The 25651-nt window shown below is 33.1% G+C and carries 24 protein-coding genes; 2 read left to right on the forward strand and 22 right to left on the reverse strand.

Annotated features, from left to right (window positions below):
- Positions 1-31: 31 nt before the first annotated feature.
- The 22 genes from rffA to AA088_RS12220 all read right to left on the reverse strand — a co-directional run bounded on the left by rffA (position 32) and on the right by AA088_RS12220 (position 22894).
- Positions 32-1171 (reverse strand): dTDP-4-amino-4,6-dideoxygalactose transaminase, encoded by a 1140-nt coding sequence (gene rffA / locus AA088_RS12120; protein ID WP_046745280.1) that lies wholly within the window; start codon positions 1169-1171, stop codon positions 32-34.
- The gene (purN, locus tag AA088_RS12125; protein ID WP_046745281.1) at positions 1153-1818 is read right to left on the reverse strand and encodes a phosphoribosylglycinamide formyltransferase; all 666 of its coding nucleotides are present in this window, start codon (positions 1816-1818) and stop codon (positions 1153-1155) included. Before purN ends, rffA begins: the two co-directional genes overlap by 19 nt.
- A gap of 2 nt (positions 1819-1820) precedes the next feature.
- Positions 1821-2732, reverse strand: a complete 912-nt coding sequence (locus tag AA088_RS12130) for a glycosyltransferase family 2 protein (RefSeq protein WP_046745282.1) — start codon at positions 2730-2732, stop codon at positions 1821-1823.
- Position 2733: 1 nt separating this feature from the next.
- Positions 2734-3429, reverse strand: a complete 696-nt coding sequence (locus AA088_RS12135; protein ID WP_046745283.1) for a WbqC family protein — start codon at positions 3427-3429, stop codon at positions 2734-2736.
- Positions 3419-4429, reverse strand: coding sequence for an N-acetylneuraminate synthase family protein (locus tag AA088_RS12140; RefSeq protein WP_046745284.1), 1011 nt, complete (start codon positions 4427-4429; stop codon positions 3419-3421). The genes AA088_RS12135 and AA088_RS12140 overlap by 11 nt, the downstream gene beginning before the upstream one ends.
- A gap of 87 nt (positions 4430-4516) precedes the next feature.
- Entirely contained in the window at positions 4517-5725 is a 1209-nt protein-coding gene (locus tag AA088_RS12145) for a glycosyltransferase (RefSeq protein ID WP_046745285.1), read from the reverse strand.
- A gap of 2 nt (positions 5726-5727) precedes the next feature.
- Entirely contained in the window at positions 5728-6633 is a 906-nt protein-coding gene (locus tag AA088_RS12150; protein WP_046745286.1) for a hypothetical protein, read from the reverse strand.
- Between the two features lie 2 nt (positions 6634-6635).
- Positions 6636-8057 carry an MBOAT family O-acyltransferase gene (locus AA088_RS12155; protein WP_046745287.1) on the reverse strand — a complete coding sequence of 474 codons (1422 nt, stop codon included), beginning with the start codon at positions 8055-8057 and terminating at the stop codon, positions 6636-6638.
- The gene (locus tag AA088_RS12160; RefSeq protein WP_046745288.1) at positions 8047-8658 is read right to left on the reverse strand and encodes an HAD-IB family hydrolase; all 612 of its coding nucleotides are present in this window, start codon (positions 8656-8658) and stop codon (positions 8047-8049) included. Before AA088_RS12160 ends, AA088_RS12155 begins: the two co-directional genes overlap by 11 nt.
- Positions 8651-10183: a hypothetical protein gene (locus AA088_RS12165; protein ID WP_157547187.1), complete on the reverse strand. Its 1533-nt coding sequence runs from the start codon at positions 10181-10183 to the stop codon at positions 8651-8653. Before AA088_RS12165 ends, AA088_RS12160 begins: the two co-directional genes overlap by 8 nt.
- A 71-nt stretch (positions 10184-10254) precedes the next feature.
- Complete coding sequence (locus AA088_RS12170) at positions 10255-10896, reverse strand: class I SAM-dependent methyltransferase (RefSeq protein WP_046745290.1); 642 nt, start codon at positions 10894-10896, stop codon at positions 10255-10257.
- Complete coding sequence (locus AA088_RS12175; RefSeq protein WP_046745291.1) at positions 10896-11756, reverse strand: UbiA prenyltransferase family protein; 861 nt, start codon at positions 11754-11756, stop codon at positions 10896-10898. The genes AA088_RS12170 and AA088_RS12175 overlap by 1 nt, the downstream gene beginning before the upstream one ends.
- 22 nt (positions 11757-11778) lie before the next feature.
- Complete coding sequence (locus tag AA088_RS12180) at positions 11779-12942, reverse strand: glycosyltransferase (RefSeq protein WP_046745292.1); 1164 nt, start codon at positions 12940-12942, stop codon at positions 11779-11781.
- 9 nt (positions 12943-12951) lie between these two features.
- The gene (locus AA088_RS12185; protein ID WP_046745293.1) at positions 12952-13905 is read right to left on the reverse strand and encodes a class I SAM-dependent methyltransferase; all 954 of its coding nucleotides are present in this window, start codon (positions 13903-13905) and stop codon (positions 12952-12954) included.
- On the reverse strand, positions 13893-15149 hold the full coding sequence (locus tag AA088_RS12190; protein ID WP_046745294.1) for an ABC transporter ATP-binding protein: 1257 nt from the start codon (positions 15147-15149) through the stop codon (positions 13893-13895). Before AA088_RS12190 ends, AA088_RS12185 begins: the two co-directional genes overlap by 13 nt.
- Positions 15149-16018, reverse strand: coding sequence for an ABC transporter permease (locus AA088_RS12195; protein WP_046745295.1), 870 nt, complete (start codon positions 16016-16018; stop codon positions 15149-15151). The genes AA088_RS12190 and AA088_RS12195 overlap by 1 nt, the downstream gene beginning before the upstream one ends.
- Positions 16019-16035: 17 nt before the next feature.
- A complete protein-coding gene (locus AA088_RS12200) occupies positions 16036-16416 on the reverse strand; it encodes a hypothetical protein (protein ID WP_046745296.1) in 381 nt (126 codons plus the stop codon).
- Positions 16417-16420: 4 nt separating this feature from the next.
- Entirely contained in the window at positions 16421-16570 is a 150-nt protein-coding gene (locus AA088_RS18635) for a DUF5989 family protein (RefSeq protein ID WP_164484240.1), read from the reverse strand.
- Positions 16571-16573: 3 nt separating this feature from the next.
- Entirely contained in the window at positions 16574-17716 is a 1143-nt protein-coding gene (locus AA088_RS12205; protein WP_046745297.1) for an SGNH/GDSL hydrolase family protein, read from the reverse strand.
- A 4-nt stretch (positions 17717-17720) separates the two neighbouring features.
- Positions 17721-19580, reverse strand: coding sequence for a carbamoyltransferase family protein (locus AA088_RS12210; RefSeq protein ID WP_046745298.1), 1860 nt, complete (start codon positions 19578-19580; stop codon positions 17721-17723).
- A 48-nt stretch (positions 19581-19628) separates the two neighbouring features.
- Positions 19629-22088 carry an exopolysaccharide transport family protein gene (locus AA088_RS12215; protein WP_046745299.1) on the reverse strand — a complete coding sequence of 820 codons (2460 nt, stop codon included), beginning with the start codon at positions 22086-22088 and terminating at the stop codon, positions 19629-19631.
- 5 nt (positions 22089-22093) lie between these two features.
- On the reverse strand, positions 22094-22894 hold the full coding sequence (locus tag AA088_RS12220; protein WP_046745300.1) for a polysaccharide biosynthesis/export family protein: 801 nt from the start codon (positions 22892-22894) through the stop codon (positions 22094-22096).
- A 109-nt stretch (positions 22895-23003) separates the two neighbouring features.
- On the opposite strand from AA088_RS12220, the gene AA088_RS12225 reads away from it, so the two are divergent.
- Together AA088_RS12225 and AA088_RS12230 are read left to right on the forward strand one after the other, a co-directional pair.
- Positions 23004-24863 (forward strand): ABC-F family ATP-binding cassette domain-containing protein, encoded by a 1860-nt coding sequence (locus AA088_RS12225; protein ID WP_046745301.1) that lies wholly within the window; start codon positions 23004-23006, stop codon positions 24861-24863.
- 2 nt (positions 24864-24865) lie between these two features.
- Positions 24866-25630 (forward strand): O-methyltransferase, encoded by a 765-nt coding sequence (locus AA088_RS12230; protein WP_046745302.1) that lies wholly within the window; start codon positions 24866-24868, stop codon positions 25628-25630.
- Positions 25631-25651 lie beyond the last annotated feature (21 nt).

The following is a 25651-nucleotide window of genomic DNA, read 5'->3' on the forward strand; positions in this document are numbered from 1 at the left end:
AATAGTTGAATGATTTCATGCACCATACGCATTAATTTTCATAAAAATTCGTAATTATAGTACTTATTTTCTCTACTTCCTGCAATGAAAGTTCATAAAACAATGGCAATCGTAAAAGTCTATCTGAGAATTTTTCAACATTTTCCAATGTTCTTCCATCATGTTGATCCTTGAAATAGTTACTTTTATGCAAGGATTGGTAGTGAAAAACCGCATGTACATTGTGTTCTCGTAAATGTTTGATGAGCTGCATACGCTCTTCTAAGCTTTTACAAACTATATAGAATAAATGTCCATTGGAAGTAGTATTCTTTAGTTCGAACAATTGTATATATCCATTTGTTTCTAGTGATTGTAATTTTTTATAATAGGTATTCCAAATTGCTTTTCGCTTGTTTTGAATTTTTTCTAGATTTTCAAGTTGAGCAAACAGAAATGCTGCATTTAATTCTGACGGTAAAAATGAAGATCCAATATCTACCCAACCATATTTGTCAATTTCACCTCGAAAAAAAGCAGCTCTATTTGTTCCTTTTTCCCAGATTATTTCAGCGCGAGCTTTAAATTGTTCGTCATTAATGAGCAACATACCACCTTCTCCACATTGAATATTTTTTGTTTCATGAAAGGAATAAGTTCCTAAATGCCCAATACTTCCTAAAGCTTTGCCGTTATAAAACGAATCAATGGCTTGAGCCGCGTCTTCAATAACGTACAAATTATGCTTGGTTGCCAAGTTCATAATATAATCCATATTACATGGCATTCCTGCATAATGAACAACTACGACAGCTTTGGTTTTTTTTGTGATTACGGCTTCAATTTTCGTTTCGTCTATGTTGGGATCATTGTCTTTACTATCAACAAATACAATTTTCGCTCCGCGTAATATAAATGCATTTGCTGTTGACACAAATGTAAATGCAGGCATGATAACCTCATCCCCTGGTTGAATTTCTAAGAGAATTGCCGCCATTTCTAATGCATCCGTACACGAAGTTGTCATTAGACATTTTTTAAACCCGTATATTTTTTCTAAGAATTCTTGGCAGCGTTTGGTATATTTTCCATTTCCTGAAATTTTCCCATATTGAACTGCATCTGCTATATATGAAAGCTCATTTCCAATGATGTATGGCTTATTGAATGGTATTAGTTTATCTTGTTCCAAAATACTGTATCGAATTTTTGAGCGTTATAGTGTAAAGCCGGATTATATAAGCATTCCGCCTTATTTTGATTAAAAAGAATCTCTTTTTCTTTAGAGTCTTCAGTGATAATGTATAGTGCATTTAATAGCGTTATACAAGCATTTTTAAATACTATATCATAAATTTCAGTGATTTCTTGTTTCCAATCAACAGGAAACACAAATTGCGATATTATTTTACCAGCATCTACTTCTTCATTTACATAATGTGCTGTAGCACCAATAAGTTGAACGTGTTGTTTTTTTGCTTCTTGAACAGTCCGCATGCCAATGAGTCCTTTAAATGCTGGAAGCAACGAGTAATGTAAGTTTATGAACCCATTAGGGATTGTATCTAATATAAATTTTGGAATGATTTTATGAATGGTCGTTATGACAATATCTGGCTTTTGATTTTGTAAAAGTTGATGTAAATCGTTCCAACCATCATTTTTTAAGTTTAAGATTGTTGTGTTTATTTTTTTAGACATTGCATAGGTAGCAGCACCACATTCTCTATCGGCTACCACAGCGATTACTTCAAAAGGTGCTTGTAATGTTTGAATCGCTTCTGCCATGAATTTGAGCGTTCCACCGTTCCCAGATACTAAAAAAACAATCTTTTTCATCGCTATTTTTTTATGGTATAATTAGGTCGTTTTGTCGTTTTAAGATTGATTCTATATAGATATTCACCCACAATACCTAAGCCAAGTAACAAGGCGCTCATTCCTAATCCTATTGCGATGATTAACGTTGGAAATCCCGCAATTAAATCATCATATAATAATTTTCTAACCACAATGTATATGCTATATACAAGTGTTACGAGAAAAATAATAATCGATGAATATGATAGAATACGTATAGGAATGTTTGAAAATGTAAATAGAATATTGATTGAATGTTCTATGAGTTTTTTCATTGTGTAAGAACTCTCTCCTGCAAAGCGCTCTTTGTGTTCTACCGTAGTACTTGACACATTATTTGTAATCCAGCTTAAGTATCCATCCAAAAAGGTGTATGAATTTCGCATCTCAATAAGTTGCAATGCAATATCTTTTTTAATTAGTCGAAACGCAGAATAATCTTTGTGCAGGTTTTCAATTGCGTACGAAAGAACTTTTTTCATGATTCGGGACGTAATATTCCGAAATTTAGAATGCTCCAATGTTGCATTGACTCCATACACTACATCATAGTCTCCTTCTTGTTGTTTTTCTAATAGTTTTTGAATGTCTTTTGGTTGATGCTGTAAATCTTCATCCATTGTTACAATCAAGTCTCCTTCACATACTGAAAAACCAGCTATAATGGCATTGTGTTGCCCGTAATTACGTGTAAGTTCAATGAGTTTTATCTGCTCTGGAAACGATTTTTGTAACTTTTTTAAAACCGTTATTGAATTATCTGGCCCGCAATCATTTACAAATACAATTTCGTATTTGAGTTGAGCTTCATTACAGTACGAAACAATTTCAGAGTGTAAGGCTTCTAAGGTTTTCTCACCATTATATACAGGTATGACAATCGATATGTCCATATTAGAAACTTTTCATGAATTTTGGGGCATTGGGACCTTCGTTAAAAAGTAAGTCCAATATAGTTACACCATGTTCAAATGGCAAATATTTTTGCTGATATTCTGGGTATCCTGAATAATTTGCCCATTCTACCTCGATATTATTTTTTGAAAACAGGTGCATATCCATATAACTTTTTGCTGCAGGGCCTGATATATACGTTGTCGCTTTTAAGGTATTCAATATTTCTATCAATCGTTGATTTCGATCTCCTGCAAATGAAAGTTCCTTGCTCAAAATTATTTCGGTTTGAATCCCTAATAATTCATTAATAATTTTAATGAACTGTACATTTATGTGAGACAAATTGGTTTCAGTTGTTCCTAGATAAGCTTCTTCAAACACCTCTTTATACATAGGAAAGAAAGGTGTTTTACCATAATTTTGAACGATGGTTTTCCAATGTTTTTTTCGCCAAACATTTTTAAACGTTTCTGTCTCGTTAATTTTTTGTCCAAACTTACCACTTACAACTACAGGAATTGTAAGCCATTGTGTTCCGTTTGGAGTTTTTATGATATTTCGATTGCGCCAATCATTTTTAGTATATTGCATTTCGTCATACACTACAAAAACGTCTGCGGCATTAATCATATCAAAGTAGCCTTTCCAAGGAATATAGTTGGATTGAATAATTGTGGCTTTTTTAGCTTTCATGTATATCTTCTTCATTTAAAAAATCCCACTGTTGCATACTTCTCGTTAGCTTTTTACCTATGACTTCTTGAAATTTTGAAGCTACAATCCCGTAATTCTTTGGTTTTTTTGCCTCCAAATCGTTAAAAGTTAGCACATGTCCTTTCGGCAGATTTTTATTGATTGCTAATGATTTTTCGAAAATTTGTTTGAGCGATGTGTATTGCGAATTGTCTTTTTTATTGATTGGATGATTTATGGCTTCATCAATATTTCGAACAGCTTGTACCAATTGTGTTGTTTCTGAAAACGTTAATGATGATTGTGCATCTGGTCCAAACATGTTTTTATCAAATACTACGTGAAATTCCAAAATTTCTGCTCCAAGTGTTACCGCTGCAATTCCGGCCTCAATAGTAGACGAGTGATCAGAAAACCCAACAGGTACATGATAGCGTTCTTTCAATTCTTGGAGCACATTCAATCCAAATTGTTTGGGAACTGTTGGATAAGAAGTTGTGCATTGTAAAATTGAAAATTCACATTTTTTTTCTTGCAGAAATGCAACAGTTTCGTCTAATTCTTCAAAAGAGCTCATTCCCGAAGAAATGATGATTGGTTTTCCTGTACGGGTTATTTTTTCAAGGAGCAAAAAATTATTGACTTCTCCTGAACCAATTTTATAATACTTTACTCCTACTTTTTCTAACAAATCTACTGCGGCATTACTAAAGGGAGATGATAAAAAATCAATCCCAACTTCATCACAATGTGCTTTGAGTCCTTTCCATTGGTCTAAAGTAAACTCCATTCGTTGCCAGTATTCATAACGTGTAGCATCTTGTTGAGAAAATTTTACTCGAAAGGGTTCATGAATACTACTTTCTGCAGCAGCAATGTGAGTTTGGAATTTAATTGCATTTGCTCCTGTTTTTGCCACAGCATCAATATATGCATGTGCCATTCCTAAACTTCCGTCATGTGCTTGTCCAATTTCTGCTATGATGTAGGTACTTTTCATTGATGTAGTATTTGATTTTTGACGTGTGAAAGGTATTATGTTTTATAAGATTAGATTCGTTATTAAGCCATTCTTTATAATACTACTTTATAAATGGGTTAAAAACGATTGTAATTTTTTTATTTGTTGTTCAACTGTAAAATTGTTTAGAAATGTTTGTTGCGCATTGTCGCCTATAAATATCCGTTTTTCCTTGTTGCTATACAAATCAATGATTTGATCTGTCATTTGAGTCAAATCATTACTCAAAATACTATTTTCTTCATGTACAACTTCCGGATAACAACTAGCAGCAGCTTTAGTACTTACCAACACTTGAGCATACTTAAAAACCAAAGGAATCCGAGTTCGTGTTCCGGTATTATATTCCCAAGGAATAATATGTATATCATAAGATGTAAGAACTGTATGTAAATCTTCTACAAATCCGAGACATTCTATTTGAGCATCGTTGAGTCGTTCTTCTAACTCTTTTGAGGCATATTTTAAGTTCCCAATAACTTTTAGTTTGCAATTGGGTATTTTTTCTTTAATCGTTTGCCAACACACTTCTAAGAATCGTTCCAGACCAATACGGTTTGCGGTAGTTCCCATGCCTCCTAAATGTACAATCGATACCGCTTCTGTATAATTTTTATGGGGCGTAACTTGAGGATAGGTCAACGGAATATACAATGCTTTATTAGCTCCAAATGTTTTTAATTCGTCTGTTTCTGTATAGGATGCAGACACACAAGCATTAACTTTACGAATCAAATCCATTTCTACACGCTTTTTTTGATATACGTGAAATTTATGTTTTAGGTTTTGGTTTTTCTTCCGAAGTTTCCCCAGCTTGTATTCCCAATCGTGATGTGCATAGATTACAGGTATCTTTGTACTGCTATATGCTGCGAGTAAAGCTGTCCAGCGCCATTCTGCCCAAATCACATCAATTTGCTTTTCTGTACAATATTTATCTAAAAGCGAACTGTTTTGAGCATTTATAAAATGATATTCAAACATTTCGGGAGCAAATACTGCGTTGTATAGATGTTTTATGGAAGCTTTTGGCACTTCATAGGCTACTTCAAATAGAGCCACTGAATTATAAAAATCTGACACTTCCGTTAGATAGTCAGTTTCAACTTTTTCAGAAATTTTTGCTTGTCCACTCTCATATTTCCAATCCACCAATAGTAAATGCACAGTATATCCTATTTTACTCAATAGTTCTAAGTGACTATAATATACCGAAGCACCGCCATTGGCGTTGGGTGATATTTTGGTGTTATTGACTAGAAAAAGAATGTTCATGTTTATTTATCAGTATTTAAAATACTATCTATTTTTTTTGTGTATGTGTGAGCGCCCAATACGTTCAAATGATCTGAGTCTGTATAGTAAGTATCTTTTGTCAGGTTTAAAGATTTACCATCGATGTATAGTACATTTTTATTTTCTGAGGCAATATTCATTAATAATTCGCTAAGATATGTATGGTAATTAGCGTCAGAATTTGCATAATAATCGGGATGATATGGAGGCGTTATGTAAACAATTTTATACGTATGATTTTGTTGCAAAGAAGCGAAATCATTCAGCAATTGTACATTTTTTTGTAATAGTTTTTTTTGTTCAGTGGGTTTTCCTTCTAATTGTTCTATTCGGGCTTGTACTATTTCTATTGGATCTTTATAGTTTTTTCTACTTGGATGCCAGCCTAAGTCAGAAACCTCTTGATTGTGATTTTGTTTGTTTCCAAATAACATATTATCCACCAACTCTCTAAAAGGTTCATTACACAATAGGTAATTTTTAAATCCATTTTGCTTGTAAGCATCCAATCTAAAAAAGCGATAATACAATCGTTTTTCTTGAGTATCAATTGTATCTGATAATAAGCTGTATTGAGAAATTGGCACAATTACATATTGTAAGTTGGGCAATTGCGATTGATAAGCTTTCAATAATTCATAATCCGTTGATAGTTTTCTTCCTTTGTTAGCTACATTTATCATTCTGTATTGAGATACTTCTGGGTTGATTCCGAAGAATGAATGTGAGTTTCCTAACACCAGTATTTCTGTATCTTTTTTGTGTAATAAATCATATTTTAACCCCATTTGATTGTTATTGTATGGAAATACAAAAAACTCAAAAATGACCGCCAATGCTATAAAGATGGTTGCAAATATGATTATTTTTTTGATAAATTTTTTCATGGTCAGAATTGAAAGTATATAAAGGACGTTTGTTCTGCAGCCGACGCAAAATATACAATAATGATGGTTAATAGCACATAAAAGAAATGCCTGTATTTACCTTGTAATAAAATCATCACTTCTTCTTTTCTGGAAATCCATTCTAGCAACATAAAAATAGCTAAAAATAGAATGACTTTTTTATGTTGAATTGCAGTCCCAAAATTAGAAATATCAAAGAGTCTATAAGCAAATTTAAAAGAATCTGTAACTGATTCTGCTCTAAAGAAAATCCACGTTAGCGTTACAATTCCAAATGTCGCTAACATTTGCAGAGTTTCTTTGATTGTTGGAAACCATGAGTTTTCTGCCACAATGGTTGTTCGGTTACGTCCGCTTCCGTACACAACGATGGGCAATATGAATACAGCATTTAAAGCGCCCCATAAAATATATGTCCAATTAGCTCCATGCCAAAACCCACTTACTAAAAATATAATACAAACATTTCTAACTTTTAGATATTTTCCTCCTCTCGATCCTCCAAGCGGAATGTATAAATAATCTCTAAACCATGTTGTTAATGAAATATGCCAACGTCGCCAAAACTCAGCAATATCTCTTGAAAAATACGGATACATAAAATTTCGCATCAAATCAAAACCAAACAATCGAGCTACACCTATAGCAATGTTTGAATACCCACTAAAGTCACCATATATTTGAAATCCAAAGAAAATTAGTCCTAATAATAATGTGCTTCCCGACGCCGTTTCGTAGTTTTCGAAAATGTTATTTACTATAAGTGCACAGTTATCAGCAACGACAATTTTTTTAAAAAATCCCCAAATCATGAGTCGTATTCCTGAGGCCGCTTTTTCGTAATCGAAAACACAATTTTTATGAAATTGCGGTAACAGATTGCTAGCGCGTTCAATAGGACCAGCCACTAATTGTGGAAAGAATGAAACAAACGAAGCAAATGCAATTAAATCTTTTGTTGGCTCTAGTTTTTTCTTGTACACATCAATCGTATAGCTTAATGTTTGAAAGGTATAGAAAGAGATTCCAACAGGTAAAATGATATGCAATGAGCTTTGCTCTGCCTGAATTCCTAAACTATTCAACAATTCAATCCAGTTAGCCATGAAAAAATTATAGTACTTGAATACTCCAAGCATTCCTAAATTCATCAAAATACTGATCCACAATAATTGTTTTCTTTTCTTAGCAACTTCGTTTTTTTGTAATTGTATCCCAATAAGATAATCAACCAAAGTACTCAATATGATTAAAGATAAAAATCGCCAATCCCAACAGCCATAAAAGTAATAGCTCGCTATCAAAATAACGATATTCTGTGCTTTTCGTTGCTTGAATACAAACCAATACGCTATAAAGACAATTGGTAAAAATACTAAGAATGCTATGGAATTAAAGAGCATGTGCTGATCTAAAAGGTTTGTAATAGGCTTGAGTAGCAATTGCTAACATTTCGGAATCTCCTGAACTGTCTCCAAAAGCAATGATTTCATCATAAGCTGTTATGTCTACTTCTTGTTGGATGCGGTATACTTTTTCTGCTCCTTTACAATTTTTCCCTAAAAAGTGACCGGCAAATGTTCCATTAGTGCAGTATGCTAATTGTGTTGAAATAAGTTTTAAATGAAACTCATCGGCAAAATTTTGTAACCAAATATCAACAGAAGCTGATACAAGATACATTTCTGCATGTTCATTTTTTAATTTCTTCAAATATGCGAGAGCTTTGGGACGAATGATTTTGTGTAATTTTTGTTCTGAATACGTTTTTCCTAATAATTGCAATTCTTCTTTGGTTTTTCCTTTGCATAAAACCGCAATTATCGCTTCTTTTATTTTCCCCTTATCTCTCTTGATTACAATAGCTTTACTAATTTTTCCAATGCCTAACAACAATAACCAAGCTATTTTTTTAATTCCGTACATGGTACAGAAAAAATCTTTGAACGAATCCTTATAAGTGAGCGTTCCATCAAAATCAAATAGATATAATTTTTTACTCATTTAGCTGTAATTCGTTGTTTTCAATAATTACAATATTATTTATTTTCAATGGTTTTTTAAAGCTTTCAGCATCGGCTTCAATAAATTTTATTCCATATTCTTTAAATAATGCTTTATTTCCCAAATAATTATCAAAATCAATTGTAACCGGTTGTGGTAATTGTGACAATTCAGCAAGTGTTTCCTTTAATTGACTAGCATCTTTGTATTTTAATCCTAAACTTACTACCAATGTTAGTGCAGCATTGATGATAACCATGCCAAATAATCCTTTCAAAAAGAGGGTTCGTCCTTTATATCTTTCTAATGAAAAATATAAAAGTAATGGCGCTAGCCAAAAATAAGGTGTGTAACGTAGCCACCAACCTGCTTTGTTAAGAAGTATTAATCCGATGATTATACCTATAATGGCTTCAAATTTTGAAAGCCTGAATTTCGTTCCTATTCGAATCACATGATATATATAATACAATAATGAAAAGAGTAATATTCCACTCCACCACACACCAAAACTTCCTGTGCGTGGTGCTCCATTTCTATTTTTTTGTAGCTCGTTCTGTGTGAATGTGAACGGAATTTTGATATAGGAATCGCCTTTATTGCCAATAGAAGCCAAATTGCTTAGAACGAATTTTGATACACGATTTTTAGTATGTATAAGTGCAGGTTCATAATTATCAATAAAATCAATTTGTCGCTTTCCCATAACAGGATGCATTGGATGTCCTTCATGATACAAATTCACAATGTACGGCCCAATTAAAAAAGGGATTGATAGTATTAGAAATACGAATGTTTGTTTGATATGTATTCCTGCTTTTTCTTTTTGAAGGAAGATTCCATCTACCAAAAAGATTCCGTATATTACTGCTGCAAAGATAATTCCCGTAAATTTTATATTTATAAGCAACATGATACCTATAAAAACTTCCCAACGGTATTTTTTTTCTTTTTTACTTAATAGATACGCAAAAAAGGTAATGATTGTTGTTGCGTATAAAAAGCCATCAATTAAATTGGTCATTAACTGAATTAACATCACTGGATTGAGTGCAATAATTGACGCTATTATGAATGAATGTTGTACCGATCTTTTTTTCTTGAAATAGAGAAACGGATAGAGAAAACTAAGTATTAAAAAAAGAGTGTTAAGTGCTTTGACAAATGTGATTTTTTGAAAAGTGCTATATATGATAGCACCAATACTTTCATAAGCTTTAGGATAATGCTGTACCCAAACATAAATTGGGCTATCTTTTGGAAACGTTTCATAGATTGGATTCCATCCGTTTGCCATTTGTATGGTCATTTCTTGATGATAGGATTGGCCATCATATGTTAAATCCAAATATAAACTAGCCGTTCCCAATAGGAAAACCCAAAAAAGTAAAAAAAATAGATTGAGAAGAATTGAGCTCTTATTTATCCCAATTTCTTTATTAGCCATAACCCAAGCTGTCAATGCTATGAACAAACTCCCATAAAAAGTAAGGGAGATTCCTATTACAAATATAATGGTGAGCAATAGAAACATGTTTCCCACGAAAAGGAAAGTTAAGCGAGTAAATTTGGGTATGAATTGGGTAAAATTCATTGTTATTTTTTACAAATAATTGTGTAATGTGGGTATACAGCAATGGTTTGTTTTGATACATCAAGAATAGAGAAACCAATATCTTTTAAAATTCTTTGGGCGCTTTCACAAGTTATTTCACGGCCAATTTCTTGAGAAAATACAAGGTCGTGTAGTTTATTGCAATATACTAATATACTTGCTGCATCAATATCTTTTAAAACAAATACAGTTCCTTCAGAGATACTGTCATATATTTTTTGCAGAAAGTGTATTTGTTGATCTTTTGGAACATGATGCAATACATCATTTAAGAAAACCTTGTTATAATTTTTCATGCTGTCTGGAAAGTGAACTCCGTCGTATACAGAAAAATGATACTCTGCCTTAGGCGCATGTTTGGCAAACAATGCATTGGCGTTTTCTACTAACTCTTGTTTTATCTCAACACCGCTAATTTTTTGCACCTTTTTAAAATGCTGTACTAGCAATGCAAATTGACCTGAACCGCAACCAATATCAAAAAAATGATCCGTTTCATCAATATGACTCAATAAAGTATCTACAGGAAATATCAACGGGCGAAATTTTATCTTCAACCGATTTATAAAAGATTCATCTTTTGCTTTATCACTTAAATATGTAAGGTATTTATTTGATCCCATTAGAAATAAATTAAGAAATAAAATGAACTCAACCACATCAGTATAATAAATAGAATCAATGTGTCTTTTAGTAAGTATTTTACAGGCGATTCGGTATTATTATACACAAAAGTTTGCTGCAAATGTCGCAGCATTGCCAAAACAACAAAGATTGTTGTAATATAAATTTTGTCTGTCTTAAAGCGTGTGATTACTTGTTCATCAACCGTGTACATGATGTATGTTACAATACTAACTCCAAGAACTAAAATCATCGCTGCGCTAAGATATTGTTCATTGTAAGCTGCCAAAACCGTTCGGGTTTTATGAGGATCAGCATGAAGCAATTCACCTCTTCTTTTTGCAATGATAACATACAGCGCCATGAAAAAGGTGAGCATTATAATCCATTTAGAAGGCACTACTGCTACAGCCAAACCACCAATGACTATTCTAAAAACAAATCCTAAAGAGATAATAAATAGCTCAATAATAGCCATTTGTTTTAGCCAAAATGTATACATAAGATTTAGCAGTAAATATGTAAGCGTAACATATACAACTTCTATAGGAAGGTATATTGAAGTGATTACTAGCGCCATTACTAACACCGCCATGATAGCATATGCTTGTGATTTTGAAATGGCTCCACTAACCAAGGGACGATTTTTCTTGTCTGGATGCAACCTATCCTGTTCAACATCCTTTACATCGTTAACGACATATACCAAGCTCGCTGTGAGTGAAAAGTATAGAAATACAATTGAAAGTATGCTCAAATTGGATAATTGCAACAACTCGCCACCAAAAAATGCCGTAAAAAAGATGAGCAAATTTTTAATCCAATGCTTGATTCTTAAAAGATGTAGTACCTGAATCATGGAGCGTAAGTTACGTAGTTTTTTAGTTATCGTGGTTATTTTTGAGATTTTGTTGAATCTTTTGATATGCTTCTAGTACTTTTTGCTGTATACATTGATAACTTAAAGAAGTTCTATACTTTTTATTGTTTTCAAAAGCCGTAAGAAGCAATTCCTTATTTGTTAGGCTTTCTTTGATGGCAGTAGTAATCTCATGAATGTTTTCCGCATCATTGATTAACCAACCATTGATTTGATGTGTAATGTATTCTTCTGAAACATTTCCTGGATTGGTTTGAATAGGAAATGCTCCATATAACATTGCTTCTAGCATAGTATTCGGTATTCCATCTGTGATGCTAATACCAATAGCAATTTTTGCTGCTCCAAACTTTTTCATTAAAGAAGTATGTGATTCTTCAAAACCTCGTTTTGTATATGTAATTTGAAGTTGATATTCGCTTTGCAAACGTTCAATTTCTGTAACAACAACAGGATGTGCCGCATACACATGAATATGATATTCCTTTACCAAATGGATTGTGTTTTCCAATGCTTTTAATGCGTGTAAAGCACATCCTGCCCAATGATGGTATCCTTTTACTAGAATCAATTTTCTATTTTCAACAGGTGTTATCATTTCCTCATCCACCAAAAATCCGCCTCCTCCTGGATAACTTCCCAAAGCTTTTCCTAAAAAACCATACTGTTGTGCCAACGCAATATCTCGAACGTTGTCAGTAAATAAATAATCAATTTGCGCTAACAGTGTTTTGATTTTTTCTTTGTGAAAAGAATCATTGTAAAAATGATAGATATCACTTCCCCAAGTAGAACAAACCCATTTAAAGTGAATTTTTTTTCGAACTGAAATCAACGGATAACTTTCTGTTTGAAGTTCCATTGAATGCACAATATCTGGTTTTATTTCTTCAATTAATTCTTGTAATTTTTCGCTAGCTGTTACTTTTAAAAGCGGTTCTACTTTTTCATTAAGTCTAGGGAATTTTTTTTTTAGAAAAGTTTCTCCTTTCAAGCGACGTATTTTTCGCTTCTTCCAACCTGTAACATAATTTGTCCATTGTAACTCTTCGTGAATGGGTCTATCCAAACAATCAAACACATACACATCATGAGAAGAATCTTTTAATTGATTAATCCATCTCACTGCGTGTATGTATTGCATGGCTACAAATAGAATTTTCATGCGATTAGGTTATTTTTTCCGCAATATTAAAATGACAGATTCTCCAAATGGATATTTTCCTTCTTTGACACGCTTTACCAAACCTACTTTAGTAATTAACTTACGTATAATTTTTTCAACTTTATGCGCAAACGTATCGTTTACAAATATGTGCTTTTTTGTATAGAAAAGATTCAACACTCTTTCTGTAAGTCTGTTAGTCAAAAGGTTTTTATGTAATTTTTTAGGAACAGGTTCATTGTGTATGTCTACAACTTCTACATTAAAAATTGTTTCAAAATGATAACATGTATCATTAAACCAACGTGTTATATGATGAGGCGGAAAGTTCAATACATGATTTTTGTTGTTGGTCAAAATTGAATTTGCTGAAGGAATTCCGATAATGAGCAGTCCTCCTTTTTTTAATGTTTCTAAGCAAGCATTGATAAACTCGTTCGGATTAGGCACATGTTCCAATACTTGAAAATTACACACTACATCAAACTCTTCTTGATGTGTTTTTGCAAAATCTTGTATGCTTTGATTGATTAATGTAACATTTCGCTTTGCAGCATTCTCAATTGCTTTATCATTATATTCTAGACCTGTGTAATTTTTTGTAGCAAGCAAATCTGCAAAATAACCACTTCCCGCACCAATTTCGAGCACATGATGCGAAGGATCTATAAAATTTTTAGCAAAAAAGAACTCATATCTGTTACTATTGTAGTAAAAATCTTGTTTTTCCTGAAGTAACTCATAAAATGCGGAACTTCCATTACATATAGGTGTAAAAAAATGAAGATTACACGAATTGCATTTTACATACTGAATTGTTTTATGTGAGTGAAATTCGCTTGCAATAGAAATCCCCAGTCGATCTTTATACAAAGTACTGATTGCTTCCGTTTCAATTTCTTGAACAGTTTCTACTGTGTTCTCTTTACATAAAATGCAAGCTGTATTTTCTAGTATTCCCATGATGTACTTCCAAATGTTGATCCCCAATTTTTTGAAGGAGGTAAAATGTGTTCATTTTCCCAAAAAACAGGAAATGTGATTGCATCTTCTATAATATCAATATCATATTTTCCATTCCCTAAAAATAGTGAAACTGAATACGAAGCTGGTGCTAATGGAAGTGCTTTAATCACAATTGTGACTGTATTTTTCTCTTTCTTCGTTATTAGCTTGGTTCCGTATTGATTGGTATTAGAGGCCATGATAACTTGCCCTTTTTCATTTTTGAACAGGTAGCCAATCGAAAATTCTTTTAACGTATCCAGTGTAAGTTTTACGTGCATTTGAAACTCTTTCCCTGTAATGACTTTAGCATTTCCATCTCCAATTGTTACTTTTTGCATGATGGCTTGCATGCCTTTTTTACGATTTTTATGCGCTTCTAAGCTTTTGACATACGTTTCTTCAGAACCTTGTAAATAATGTTTAATCACATTCACAGTGTCTCCTTGCAAGACCATTTTACCATTTTCTAGTAATATTGATCTCGTACATAAATTTTGAATATTGGTCATGTCATGACTTACAAATAACACTGTTCTTCCTTCTCCTTTTGAGATGTCCTGCATTTTGCCAATTGCCTTTTTTTGAAATTCGGCGTCTCCTACTGCTAAGACTTCATCTACAACCAAAATTTCTGGTTCTAAATGTGCTGCTACTGCAAAAGCCAAACGTACTTTCATCCCTGAAGAATATCTTTTGACAGGTGTATTTACATATCGTTGTACTCCTGCAAATTCTACTATTTCATCAAATTTAGATTTGATCTCTGCCTTTGTCATCCCTAAAATTGCTCCATTGAGAAAAATATTTTCCTTCCCTGTCAATTCTGGATGAAAACCAGTTCCTACTTCCAATAAGGAAGCGATTCTTCCTTTCGAACGAATAACACCACTTGTTGGCATAGTAACTTTAGAAAGAATTTTAAGAAGTGTAGATTTTCCTGCACCATTTTTACCAATAATCCCTAACACTTCTCCTCTATGCACATCAAAACTGATATCTTTGATTGCCCAAACATAATCAGATTTTCCCGTTGTAGAGCGTTTATTTTCTTCTCCTATTCGTTTATACGGATCTTCTTTTCCTCTGATTTTATGCCACCAACGATTCAAATCGTGACTAATTGTTCCTGTACCAATTACCCCTAAACGGTATTGTTTAGACACATTTTCTACACGCAATATGACTTCCTTCTCCTTCATTATACAGTGTCTATAAAATTACGTTCTGTTTTGTTGAAAATGATAAGCCCAATTAAGAATATGAACAACGAAATTCCCAAAGTTGATAGCACATATTGAATAGAAAATTCACCTTCTGTAAATACCATATATCGAAACGATTCTACCACACGAGCTAACGGATTGTATTCTACTATCCATGAAATAGATGTTGGCAATTTTTGAATTACAATCGCCATTGGATACATGACTGCCGATACATACATTAAGAGTTGGATTCCAAACTGTACTAAGAAAGTCAAGTCCCTATATTTGGTAACCATTGATGAGATAATCATCCCTAGACCTAAACCTAACAACCCCATAATCAATACAATTACAGGCAGTAATATTAAATTTGAAGAAATAGTTCCTGCTTCATTATAGTATGCAAAATAGCCGTAAAAAGCTATAAATATTCCTATTTGAATTCCAAATTTTAGCAAATTGGACACTGTGATTGATAATGGCATAATCACTCTCGGAAAATACACTTTCCCAAAAATATTTTCATTTTTTTTAAATGTATCGGAAGTGGCTTTTAAACATTCTGCAAAATAGTTCCAGATGGTAATTCCTGCTAGATTGAATAGAAAAGCATTTACATTTCCTGTTTTAATATCAGCAATTCCATTGAAAACTAAAGTAAAGATTACAGAGGTTAGCAAAGGTTGAATTAAATACCACAACGGACCTAATATAGTTTGCTTATATAAAGTAACTACGTCGCGACGCACGAAAAGCATGAGTAAATCTCTATATTGCCAGATTTCTTTGAATTTGAAATCTAAGAGATTACTTTTTGAAGATATTTCAAATAACCAGTTTGTATTTTTTTGGGGCGTATCCAAACGTAGTTTTTTTTAGTTTACCAAATGTTTTCTAAGTCTTTTTTCGTGTACGTATGATTTCGTTCGACAAATGTAGTATCTGAATCATGCTTTAATTTAAGATTGCTTCCTTTAGAAAAAATTCTAGAAAGAATCCCAAAAGGTGTCAAAAAGATAAAGAAGACCAATGATAGAATAATCTTTGTGTTAATCCATCCTAAAACCATCGCAATTTTACCCCATATCCAAACAATTAAGCGTTCTAAAGGAGGTAAAAATGAAGCCGCACCAATTGCTAAAGCAACATAACGTATATAATCTGCTGTTTTTTGGTTTTCTAGTTTAAATTCAAAAAAAGCAGAAATTATTAGAAAACCAGCAACAATAACTAATATGACTTTTGAGTTATCTTCTTTCATTTTTTTAGAATAGTGTATAGATAAATGGCGCTATTGCTGATCCTCCACCTAAAACCAAGATTACTCCTAATAATAGTAATACAATAATCATTGGCAACAGCCAGAATTTTTTTCGTTCTTTTAAGAAATTGAACATGTCTTTCAAAAACTCCATAGTCTACTTATTTAATGCCTTCATAAATGTTGCTAATTCGTTGCCCATTTTTTTACTTCCTTCTGGATTAAAATGGCAATCATCATACAGATAGTCACTTGTTTTGGGAATAATAGAATCTGTTCTAAACACAGGTATTTCAAATGACGCAGCTTCTTGAATAGTGATAGCGTTAATACTATCTACTTTTTGTTGTAATCGCTCTGCATTGTATCGAACGCCTCCACGAGATGTCATCCAATGCCAGTTTTTTAGCGTCTCATCATTCGTATCCCAACTCACTACTTGCGTCGCAAATATAAGCTTTATATTATTCGCCTGACAAATACCTATCAATGATTTTATTTTATTTGTATAATTCCCATAATCAGTTTCAGGCAACTGATTTACTACAGGACGAGCTTGTGTTTTTTTGACCTTTTTTTTATAACTAGAAGTTATACTAATTGTTTCTAAATCACTTTCTTCATTTTTGAAAACATAGTATAAGCGTCTTGGAATTTGAAACTCATATAGAAACATGCCTAACATTTGTGTAAAACTAGTTTCTTTTTTTTCGTTCTTTATCACATTTAGTTTTAATGGATTTTTATCTAAGAGCAAGCGTGTTACATCATTAATTCCGCAAAAAACAATTATTTCATCAGGTTGCAAATGAATAATTCGATGAACCAACATCGAGATATGATCCTGAATATTATCTCCTGATTTACCCGCGTTATACACTTTGACGGTTTTATTTTGGTATGCAACTTGGTTTAGGTCATTTTCTAAAACCTTTGTCCATACATCTTCATCATCTATATATAAACTTTCTGTAGAACTTCCTCCAATAGCAAAAATTCTATATTCGTTAGCTGGCTTAGGCATTTTTAGTTCTTCTCCTCGAAATCCTATATTATTGACTGTGAATTTTGTTTTTTGCTTATAGCTCTCAAAACCTAAAAGGCCCTCTTCGGCAGCAAATTCTAATTGCAAATTCGGGTCAAATTGCGATTCAATATACATGTTTCCTATTGGCGGAAAAAACATGTTCTTTTTGGCGTTTTCATACGGATCAGGCACTGGAAAAAACCACAGAATTCCTTCTACTAATACCAAAAGTACTAGTAATATAATTAGGTTATATTTAATTGTTTTCCACACAGATTTAGTCTAATAAAAATTCTTCTTTCCAATCGTCTTTATCTTCCCAACTTGGCTGCTCCTCTTTTTTATATACATAATTTCCAATAACTAAATAATCCATTTCTGTTCGCATAAAACAACGGTAGGCATCATCGGGAGTACATACAATAGGCTCGCCACGCACGTTGAAACTTGTATTTACTACAACACCAACTCCTGTAATTTTTTTAAACTCATGAATTAATTCCCAATATTCAGGATTGGTTTCTTTGTGAACAGTTTGAATACGTCCAGAGAAATCGATATGTGTAATAGCTGGTAATGAAGAACGCTGCACATATAGTTTTTCTCGAATTGGCAATTCGTGATAGTTTGCAGGAACATCGCGTTGAATATTTGGGTGTACTTTGTGTACCAATAACATATACGGAGAAATTCCATCATAATCAAAAAACTCAGTAACATCTTCTGCCAAAACTGAAGGTGCAAAAGGTCTGAAAGATTCTCTGTATTTGATTTTCAAGTTAAGTTTTTTTTGCATTTCAGGATTTCTAGCATCGCCTAAAATACTTCTTCTCCCCAATGCACGCGGACCAAATTCCATACGACCTTGCATCCAACCCACAGCATTTCCTTTTGATATATAACCTGCTACTTCTTTGGTTAGCGCACTAAAGTCTGAAAAGTGGGTCGCTTTTGCTCCGTATTTTCTATTTATATTTTCCACATCAAGAGATGAAAATTCAGGTCCGAGATAAGAACCTTTCATTGCATCATTAGATTCAATTTCACGTTCTTGATCAAAATACGTATGGTATGCTGTTAACGCTGCTCCTAATGCTCCACCAGCATCTCCCGCAGCGGGTTGTATAAATATTTCTTTAAAAATGTGTTCGTCTTGTAACTTTCCATTTGCTACACAATTCAATGCAACTCCTCCAGCCATACAGAGATAATCTGCTCCCGTAATTTCTTTAGCATGTTTTGCTAATTTGATAATAATTTCTTCGGTAACTTCTTGAATTGCCAAGCCTAAATCTGAATGTTGTTGTTCAAATTCCGACTCAGAAGTTCTTCTTGGAAAACCGAACAATTCTTCCCACTTATCATCATATACCATGCGCAATCCTACCGCATAATTGAAATAGTTTTGATCTAACCAAATTGATCCATCATCATTGATCTTGATTAGTTTGGTTGTAATAATTTCTTTGAATCTGTGTACACGTTCCGAATTTGGATTTCCGTAGGGAGCTAATCCCATAAGTTTATATTCGCCAGAATTGACTTTAAAACCAAGAAAATAAGTAAATGCTGAATACAACAATCCTACAGAGTGAGGAAATTGTAATTCTTTAAGCATTGTTATATTTTTTCCTTCTCCAACACTTATGGAAGCTGTTGCCCATTCTCCTACTCCATCAAGTGTAAGAATCGCAGCTTTTTGATAAGGTGATGGATAAAAAGCACTCGCAGCATGCGATAAATGATGCTCTGGGAATAATAGTGTAAGTTTCCGTTTGTTGAATGATTGAATTTGTTTCAATTCATCTTTAATCAATTTTTTAAGAAACATTTTTTCTTTTAGCCACACTGGAATTGCTGTAATAAACGACGATACTCCTTTGGGAGAAAAACCGTAATAGGTTTCTAATAAGCGTTCAAACTTAAGCAATGGCTTGTCATAAAATACAACCGCATCTAGTTGATCTATTGTAGTGCCTGCATATTCCAAACAGTATTTTACTGCATTTGTGGGAAAAGCAGGATCGTGTTTTTTTCGTGTGAAACGTTCTTCTTGAGCAGCTGCGAGAATTTTTCCATCTCGAATGATTGCTGCTGCAGAATCGTGGTAAAATGCAGATATTCCTAATATCGTCATAATCGCTTTATTATGAAACACAGTACCTGTGCCTCATTTTGATAGTTTTTATCTTTTCTTAAAAGGGCGTAATAATCTAGACATAAATGATTGTCTTTCTTCTTCATGATATCCATTTCCATAATTTCCATAGCCATAACCGTAGCCATAGCCATAACCGTAGCCGTAACCATAGCCATATTTGGTTTTTTGGCGGTAATCATTGAATACAAAACTGATATTCTTTACTTCTCCTTTTTTATATTTTTCATTAATGATATTCAACATGGCTTTTTTAGAGTAATCCTGTCGAATCATATATACTGTAGCATCTACATGTCGAATCAAATCTAACGCATCAGATACTAATCCCAAAGGAGGCGTATCTAAAATGATGTAATCATAACGTTGTTTCAGTTGAGACATCAATTCATCCAACTGTTCACTTATTAACAATTCTGAAGGATTGGGCGGCACAGGTCCTGAAGTAATTACATCCAAATTGTCATATGGTGTGTTTTGAATGACTTCATCCATACTTTTTTGACCGATTAAATAGTTTACTACACCTACATCATTGCTAATTCCAAAGTCTCCAAAAATTTTAGGCTTGCGCAAGTCCAATCCAACCAATACTGTTTTTCTTCCAGTTAAAGAAAATACAGACGCCACATTGATAGAACAGAAAGTCTTTCCTTCTCCACTAACAGATGAAGTAATTAGTACTGTTTTTGAAGTGTCTTTATCAAGGTTTTTATATATGTATTGCAAACTTGATCGAATTCCTCTAAAAGCTTCAGCAACTGATGATTTTGGGCTTTCAAACACAGCTAAATTTGAACTGGATCGACTACGACTTACAATCCCTAACAATGGAATATTAGATAGTTTTTTAATGTCTTCTGGAGTGTTTATATTGTTATCTAACAAGGTAACTAAGAAAACAAAAGCTAGCGGAATCAATAATCCAATAAAGAATGCTATGGAATAGTTTTTCTTTGTGTTAGGAAGAATTGAAGTCTGTCCTAAATCACGTGCATTGTCAATCACTTTTACATCCGACACATTTGCCGCTTTAACAATTCCAGCTTCGTTCTTCTTTTCAAGTAACATTGTGTACGAAGCTTCGCTAATTTTGTAACTGCGTTCTATATTGAATAATTGTTGTTCTTCTTCTGGTAATTTTCTAAATTCTGCATTCGCTCTAGCAGTTCTTCGTTCGACATTATCAATATCAATATTGGTAGACGCGCGAGCGGTTTTAATATTTTCAAGCAATACACGTTTGGTCGCTTCAATATCTTGATCAATTTCTTTAAAGAAAATATCATTTTTAACCGTTTCTCCAAGTTTGGCTCTACGAATAGACAATCCGACAATTTTAGACACATTGTTCATTATATTCGGATCATCAATGCCTGAAGATGCTGGAGCAGGCAATGCTCTGTAATCAGAACTATTGTTTAAATAATCTTCTAATAATTTGTAGTACTCAAGTTTTAATAAATAATTATTTTTTTCAATACTATATTGATTGAGCTTTGCAAATACTTCTTCTCCTTTTGCTGAAGGATTAAACACTTTATTTTCTTGCTTATATCTTTTAAGCTTCTGCTCATCTTTTCGCAAAGAATCTTCAACTCCATCAATCATTTTATCAATAAATTCCAACGTATTCGTTGCAAATTGATTTTTCTCTTCAAGTTGCTTTCTCTTTAAAATCTCTGTTGTTAAGTTCAAATAATCTGCTAAAATAGCTCGATTAGGCCCTGTAAGACTCAGCACCAACATAGAAGCTCCTTGTATTTTTAGATTTACTCCAATAGAGCGATACTTAGAAATTTCAGAATTTAAACTTGTAAAATAGACAAAGTATTCTTTTCCAATTTCAATCTTTGTATCTCTTCTAGCTGTCAAAGCAAATTTGAAATAGTTTGTAGAAGCTTCTTCATTTAAAACAAACTCACCTGTGTAAGGCGTCTCTCCATGAGCGATCTTTGCTATTTTGTTCAATTTATAATTGAGTCCACTAAAACTTTCTGCTGTTGAAAAATCAATACTAGCCGTATATTTTTGATCGCTGCTAAAAACAATTTTAATTGGCGTATTGAGAATTTGCGGAAAACTTTCATCTATACTAACAATAAAGGGAGCTTCAGTATGAATGTCTTCCAAACGATATTCACCTTGCACTTTGTAGTGTATATATGATTCGAGCATTCGTACTACATCTTCATTATGTGCTCTCGATTTTAATGTAGTTTTAATGGTTTCTACTTTATCACTCGCACCACCCCAATTGAACGTAAGGTTCATACTCGAAGAAAAAAATGGATTTTGCTCTTCTTTGATTGATATTAAACTCTCTATTCGGTATATGCGCTGTAATCGTTTATTATAAAAGTATGTTGCAACGAAAGCGATTCCTAACGTAATCACAAAAAGATACCAATAATTCAATGCTCGAAACGCAAGCGCTTTGATATCAAAAGAATTCTGTGATTTTAATTCTTCAAATTCCTCTTCCATGCTTCCTATAAATTTCTAGACAAAACTAACACACTGGTTACCAACGACAAAACAGTGACTACTGTAGTAATTGATTCTAATAAAGTAGTTCCCGTTCCAAGCGATTTTTGCTTCAATGGCTTTACATAAATCATATCGTTTGGCTGAATGTAATAATACGGGGAGTTAAATGCATTTTCGTCTGTTAAATCAATATGATGTATTTTTTGTCCTTGTGGATATTGACGAATAATTAACACATCTTTTCTATTTCCCACCAAGTTAATATCTCCTGCACTTGCTAATGCTTCAATAATATTTACGCGATCTTGAAATAAAGTAAAAATTCCAGTGTTTCCTACTTCTCCTGTTACAGTAAATCGCAATCCTGCTAATCGTACAACAATAAAAAGATCTTCGGCTTTTTTAAAATATTCGTTTAATAATTTCTCTTTAATTGCCTCTTCAATCTCATCTGTTGTATACGCAAGCACATTCATTTCTCCTAAAATTGGAATCTCGATATTTCCATGCTTACTTACTGTAAATCCATTAAAATATAAACCTTGTTCTGTTTGAGATATATTCCCTGCTTCGGCAGATACTGGTTGAAACATTGCGGCTAGTCGTTGATCCGTAGATTTTATACTGATGGATAATAAGTCGCCAATTTGAATTCTATAAGGCTTTTCATTGAGTTTAATAGATTTGTCTATCAACTCTTTTTCACTATTCTGCGTCCCGAAATAGGTCATTTCTTTATTGGAAACACAAGAAGTCAACAAAAAGAATATGACAAGGATTGCTATTGGGGCTTTCAATTTCATTAGGTACACTGTTGTTGAATAAGCAAATATAAGTTTTACACAGTAATAATAAAATTCTATGCAATATATCTGATCTTTTTATTTTTAATTTGTAAAAAATATCTACGAAGTGAATTATTTATCTGTCGAAAACATCTCAAAGTCTTATGGCGAGCGTGTATTGTTTGATGCAATTTCTTTTGGAATCAATAAAGATCAAAAAGTGGCTTTGATTGCTAAAAATGGTACAGGAAAAACCTCTTTACTTAATATTATTGCAGGAATTGAAGAACCAGATAGTGGGCAGATTGTTTCTCGTAAAGGAATACACATTGCTTTTTTGTCGCAAGACGAAAATTTAGATCCTCATCTGACGATTGAAGAAACCATTTTTGCTTCTGATAACCCGATTCTAGAAATCATTGCCAATTACGAACGAGCACTATTACATCCAGACGACACAGAAGCATATCAAAAAGCATTTGAAAAAATGGATCTTCATAATGCTTGGGATTTCGAAACACAATACAAACAAATTCTTTTCAAGTTAAAACTTGAAGATTTGACTCAAAAAGTGAGTAACTTGTCTGGAGGACAGAAAAAACGATTAGGTCTAGCCACAATATTAATCAATAAGCCAGACTTATTAATTCTTGATGAGCCTACAAATCATTTAGATCTAGAAATGATTGAATGGCTTGAAGAATACTTTAAAAAAGAAAACATCACACTGTTCATGGTTACTCACGATCGGTATTTTTTGGAACGTGTTTGCAATGAAATCCTCGAACTAGAAAACGGTCAATTATACAATTACAAAGGTAGCTACTCTTACTATTTGGATAAAAAAGAAGCGCGAATACAATCCGAACAAGCTTCTGTAGAAAAAGCGAAGAACCTTTATAAAAAAGAGCTTGATTGGATGCGTCGCCAACCTAAAGCACGTACAACCAAATCTAAGTCTCGAATTGATGATTTTTATGTAATCAAAGAAAAAGCACACCAACGAAGAAAAGAGCACGAAGTTCAATTGGAAATTAATATGGAACGTATGGGAAGTAAAATTCTCGAATTGCATAATGTTTCCAAATCATTTCAAGACAAAACTCTGCTCAATAAATTTGAATATGTGTTCAAAAAAGGAGAACGCATTGGAATTATTGGGAAAAATGGTACTGGAAAATCTACCTTTTTAAATTTGGTTACAGGAAATATAAAACCTGATGCTGGCAAAATTATTGTTGGAGAAACCATCAAATTTGGATATTATACGCAAAGTGGAATTCAACCCAAAGAAGGACAAAAAGTAATCGATGTTATCAAAGAATATGGCGAATATATTCCTCTCAAAAAAGGACGTTTAATTTCTGCCGCACAATTACTTGAACGCTTTTTATTTGATCGTAAAAAACAATATGATTATGTTGAAAAATTATCGGGTGGTGAATTGAAACGTTTATACCTATGTACGGTTTTAATTCAAAACCCTAATTTTCTTATTCTTGATGAACCTACAAACGACTTGGATATTGTAACGCTCAATGTATTGGAAAGTTTTCTGCTAGATTTCCCTGGTTGTTTACTAGTTGTTTCTCACGATCGCTACTTTATGGACAAAATTGTAGATCATTTATTTGTTTTTCGAGGGAATGCAGTCGTAGAAGATTTTCCTGGAAATTACACCGATTATAGAGTATATGAAGACAGTATTGAGCCTGAAACCAAATCTCCTGAAAAGAAAGAAAAAAAATCATGGCGTCAAGACGAAAGTGACAAATTAACCTATAATGAACAAAAAGAGTACAAACGATTGGAAAAAGACATTCAACGTTTGGAAGAAGAAAAAGAAGCCATTGAGCAATTGTTTGTTGCAGGTGAATTAACTCAAGAAGAAATTCAAGAAAAGTCACTAGAATTACAAAAGATTATTGACGAATCGGAAGAAAAAACAGAACGTTGGTTTGAATTGGCTTCAAAAATAGAAGAATAGACATGTGGTATCAGATCTTTGCATATTTTAGATTCTTTTTCAAATCCACCAATCAGCACGGAATTCATTCGCCATTTGTGTATGATCTAGTTACCAAGTGCTTTTATGACACATCTTCAAAAGAGATTTACAAGACCATTCAACAGTATCGCAAAGAATTATTGCAAAATGATACTGAAATTGAAATCAAAGATTTTGGTGCAGGAAGCAGAGTATTTTCGTCCAACCAAAGAAAAGTTTCCGCTATTGCGAAAAATGCAGGTATTATCCAAAAAAGAGCGCAATTATTAGCACGACTTGTCTCCTATTTATCAATTCAAAATAGTTTGGAACTGGGAACTTCTTTAGGAATGGCAACCATTGCCATGAAACATGCTGGCGAAATTTTTTCAATTGAAGGTTGCCCACAAACAGCAGCAATTGCAAAAAAATACTTGCAAAAATTCAACATAGAACACGCTTCAATAAGTGTTGCTCCTTTTGAAAAGATAGTACCGCAATTTGTGAATAAAAAATTTGATCTCGTCTATTTTGATGGAAATCATCAAAAAGAAGCTACAGTAAACTATTTTGAGCAATTAGTAGGGACTGCCCATAATGATTCAGTCTTCATCTTTGATGACATTCACTGGAGTAAAGGCATGACAGAAGCTTGGAACATCATAAAAGCTCATCCAAAAGTCACAGTTACGATAGATACCTTTTTTTGGGGATTTGTATTTTTTCGTAAAGAACAAGCAAAAGAACACTTCATTGTACGCTTATAACTTGCAATCAAAAAGATTCGG

Source organism: Kordia zhangzhouensis (assembly GCF_001005305.1).
In the GTDB taxonomy this organism is placed as follows: Bacteria; Bacteroidota; Bacteroidia; order Flavobacteriales; family Flavobacteriaceae; genus Kordia; species Kordia zhangzhouensis.

What these genes read in the sequence shown, in the direction of transcription:
- purN (WP_046745281.1), bottom strand. Translation starts at nt 1,818, where the DNA reads ATGAAAAAGATTGTTTTTTTAGTATCTGGGAACGGTGGAACGCTCAAA.
- AA088_RS12130 (WP_046745282.1), bottom strand. Translation starts at nt 2,732, where the DNA reads ATGGACATATCGATTGTCATACCTGTATATAATGGTGAGAAAACCTTA.
- AA088_RS12135 (WP_046745283.1), bottom strand. Translation starts at nt 3,429, where the DNA reads ATGAAAGCTAAAAAAGCCACAATTATTCAATCCAACTATATTCCTTGG.
- AA088_RS12140 (WP_046745284.1), bottom strand. Translation starts at nt 4,429, where the DNA reads ATGAAAAGTACCTACATCATAGCAGAAATTGGACAAGCACATGACGGA.
- AA088_RS12145 (WP_046745285.1), bottom strand. Translation starts at nt 5,725, where the DNA reads ATGAACATTCTTTTTCTAGTCAATAACACCAAAATATCACCCAACGCC.
- AA088_RS12150 (WP_046745286.1), bottom strand. Translation starts at nt 6,633, where the DNA reads ATGAAAAAATTTATCAAAAAAATAATCATATTTGCAACCATCTTTATA.
- AA088_RS12155 (WP_046745287.1), bottom strand. Translation starts at nt 8,057, where the DNA reads ATGCTCTTTAATTCCATAGCATTCTTAGTATTTTTACCAATTGTCTTT.
- AA088_RS12160 (WP_046745288.1), bottom strand. Translation starts at nt 8,658, where the DNA reads ATGAGTAAAAAATTATATCTATTTGATTTTGATGGAACGCTCACTTAT.
- AA088_RS12170 (WP_046745290.1), bottom strand. Translation starts at nt 10,896, where the DNA reads ATGGGATCAAATAAATACCTTACATATTTAAGTGATAAAGCAAAAGAT.
- AA088_RS12175 (WP_046745291.1), bottom strand. Translation starts at nt 11,756, where the DNA reads ATGATTCAGGTACTACATCTTTTAAGAATCAAGCATTGGATTAAAAAT.
- AA088_RS12180 (WP_046745292.1), bottom strand. Translation starts at nt 12,942, where the DNA reads ATGAAAATTCTATTTGTAGCCATGCAATACATACACGCAGTGAGATGG.
- AA088_RS12185 (WP_046745293.1), bottom strand. Translation starts at nt 13,905, where the DNA reads ATGGGAATACTAGAAAATACAGCTTGCATTTTATGTAAAGAGAACACA.
- AA088_RS12190 (WP_046745294.1), bottom strand. Translation starts at nt 15,149, where the DNA reads ATGAAGGAGAAGGAAGTCATATTGCGTGTAGAAAATGTGTCTAAACAA.
- AA088_RS12200 (WP_046745296.1), bottom strand. Translation starts at nt 16,416, where the DNA reads ATGAAAGAAGATAACTCAAAAGTCATATTAGTTATTGTTGCTGGTTTT.
- AA088_RS18635 (WP_164484240.1), bottom strand. Translation starts at nt 16,570, where the DNA reads ATGGAGTTTTTGAAAGACATGTTCAATTTCTTAAAAGAACGAAAAAAA.
- AA088_RS12210 (WP_046745298.1), bottom strand. Translation starts at nt 19,580, where the DNA reads ATGACGATATTAGGAATATCTGCATTTTACCACGATTCTGCAGCAGCA.
- AA088_RS12215 (WP_046745299.1), bottom strand. Translation starts at nt 22,088, where the DNA reads ATGGAAGAGGAATTTGAAGAATTAAAATCACAGAATTCTTTTGATATC.
- AA088_RS12220 (WP_046745300.1), bottom strand. Translation starts at nt 22,894, where the DNA reads ATGAAATTGAAAGCCCCAATAGCAATCCTTGTCATATTCTTTTTGTTG.
- AA088_RS12230 (WP_046745302.1), top strand. Translation starts at nt 24,866, where the DNA reads ATGTGGTATCAGATCTTTGCATATTTTAGATTCTTTTTCAAATCCACC.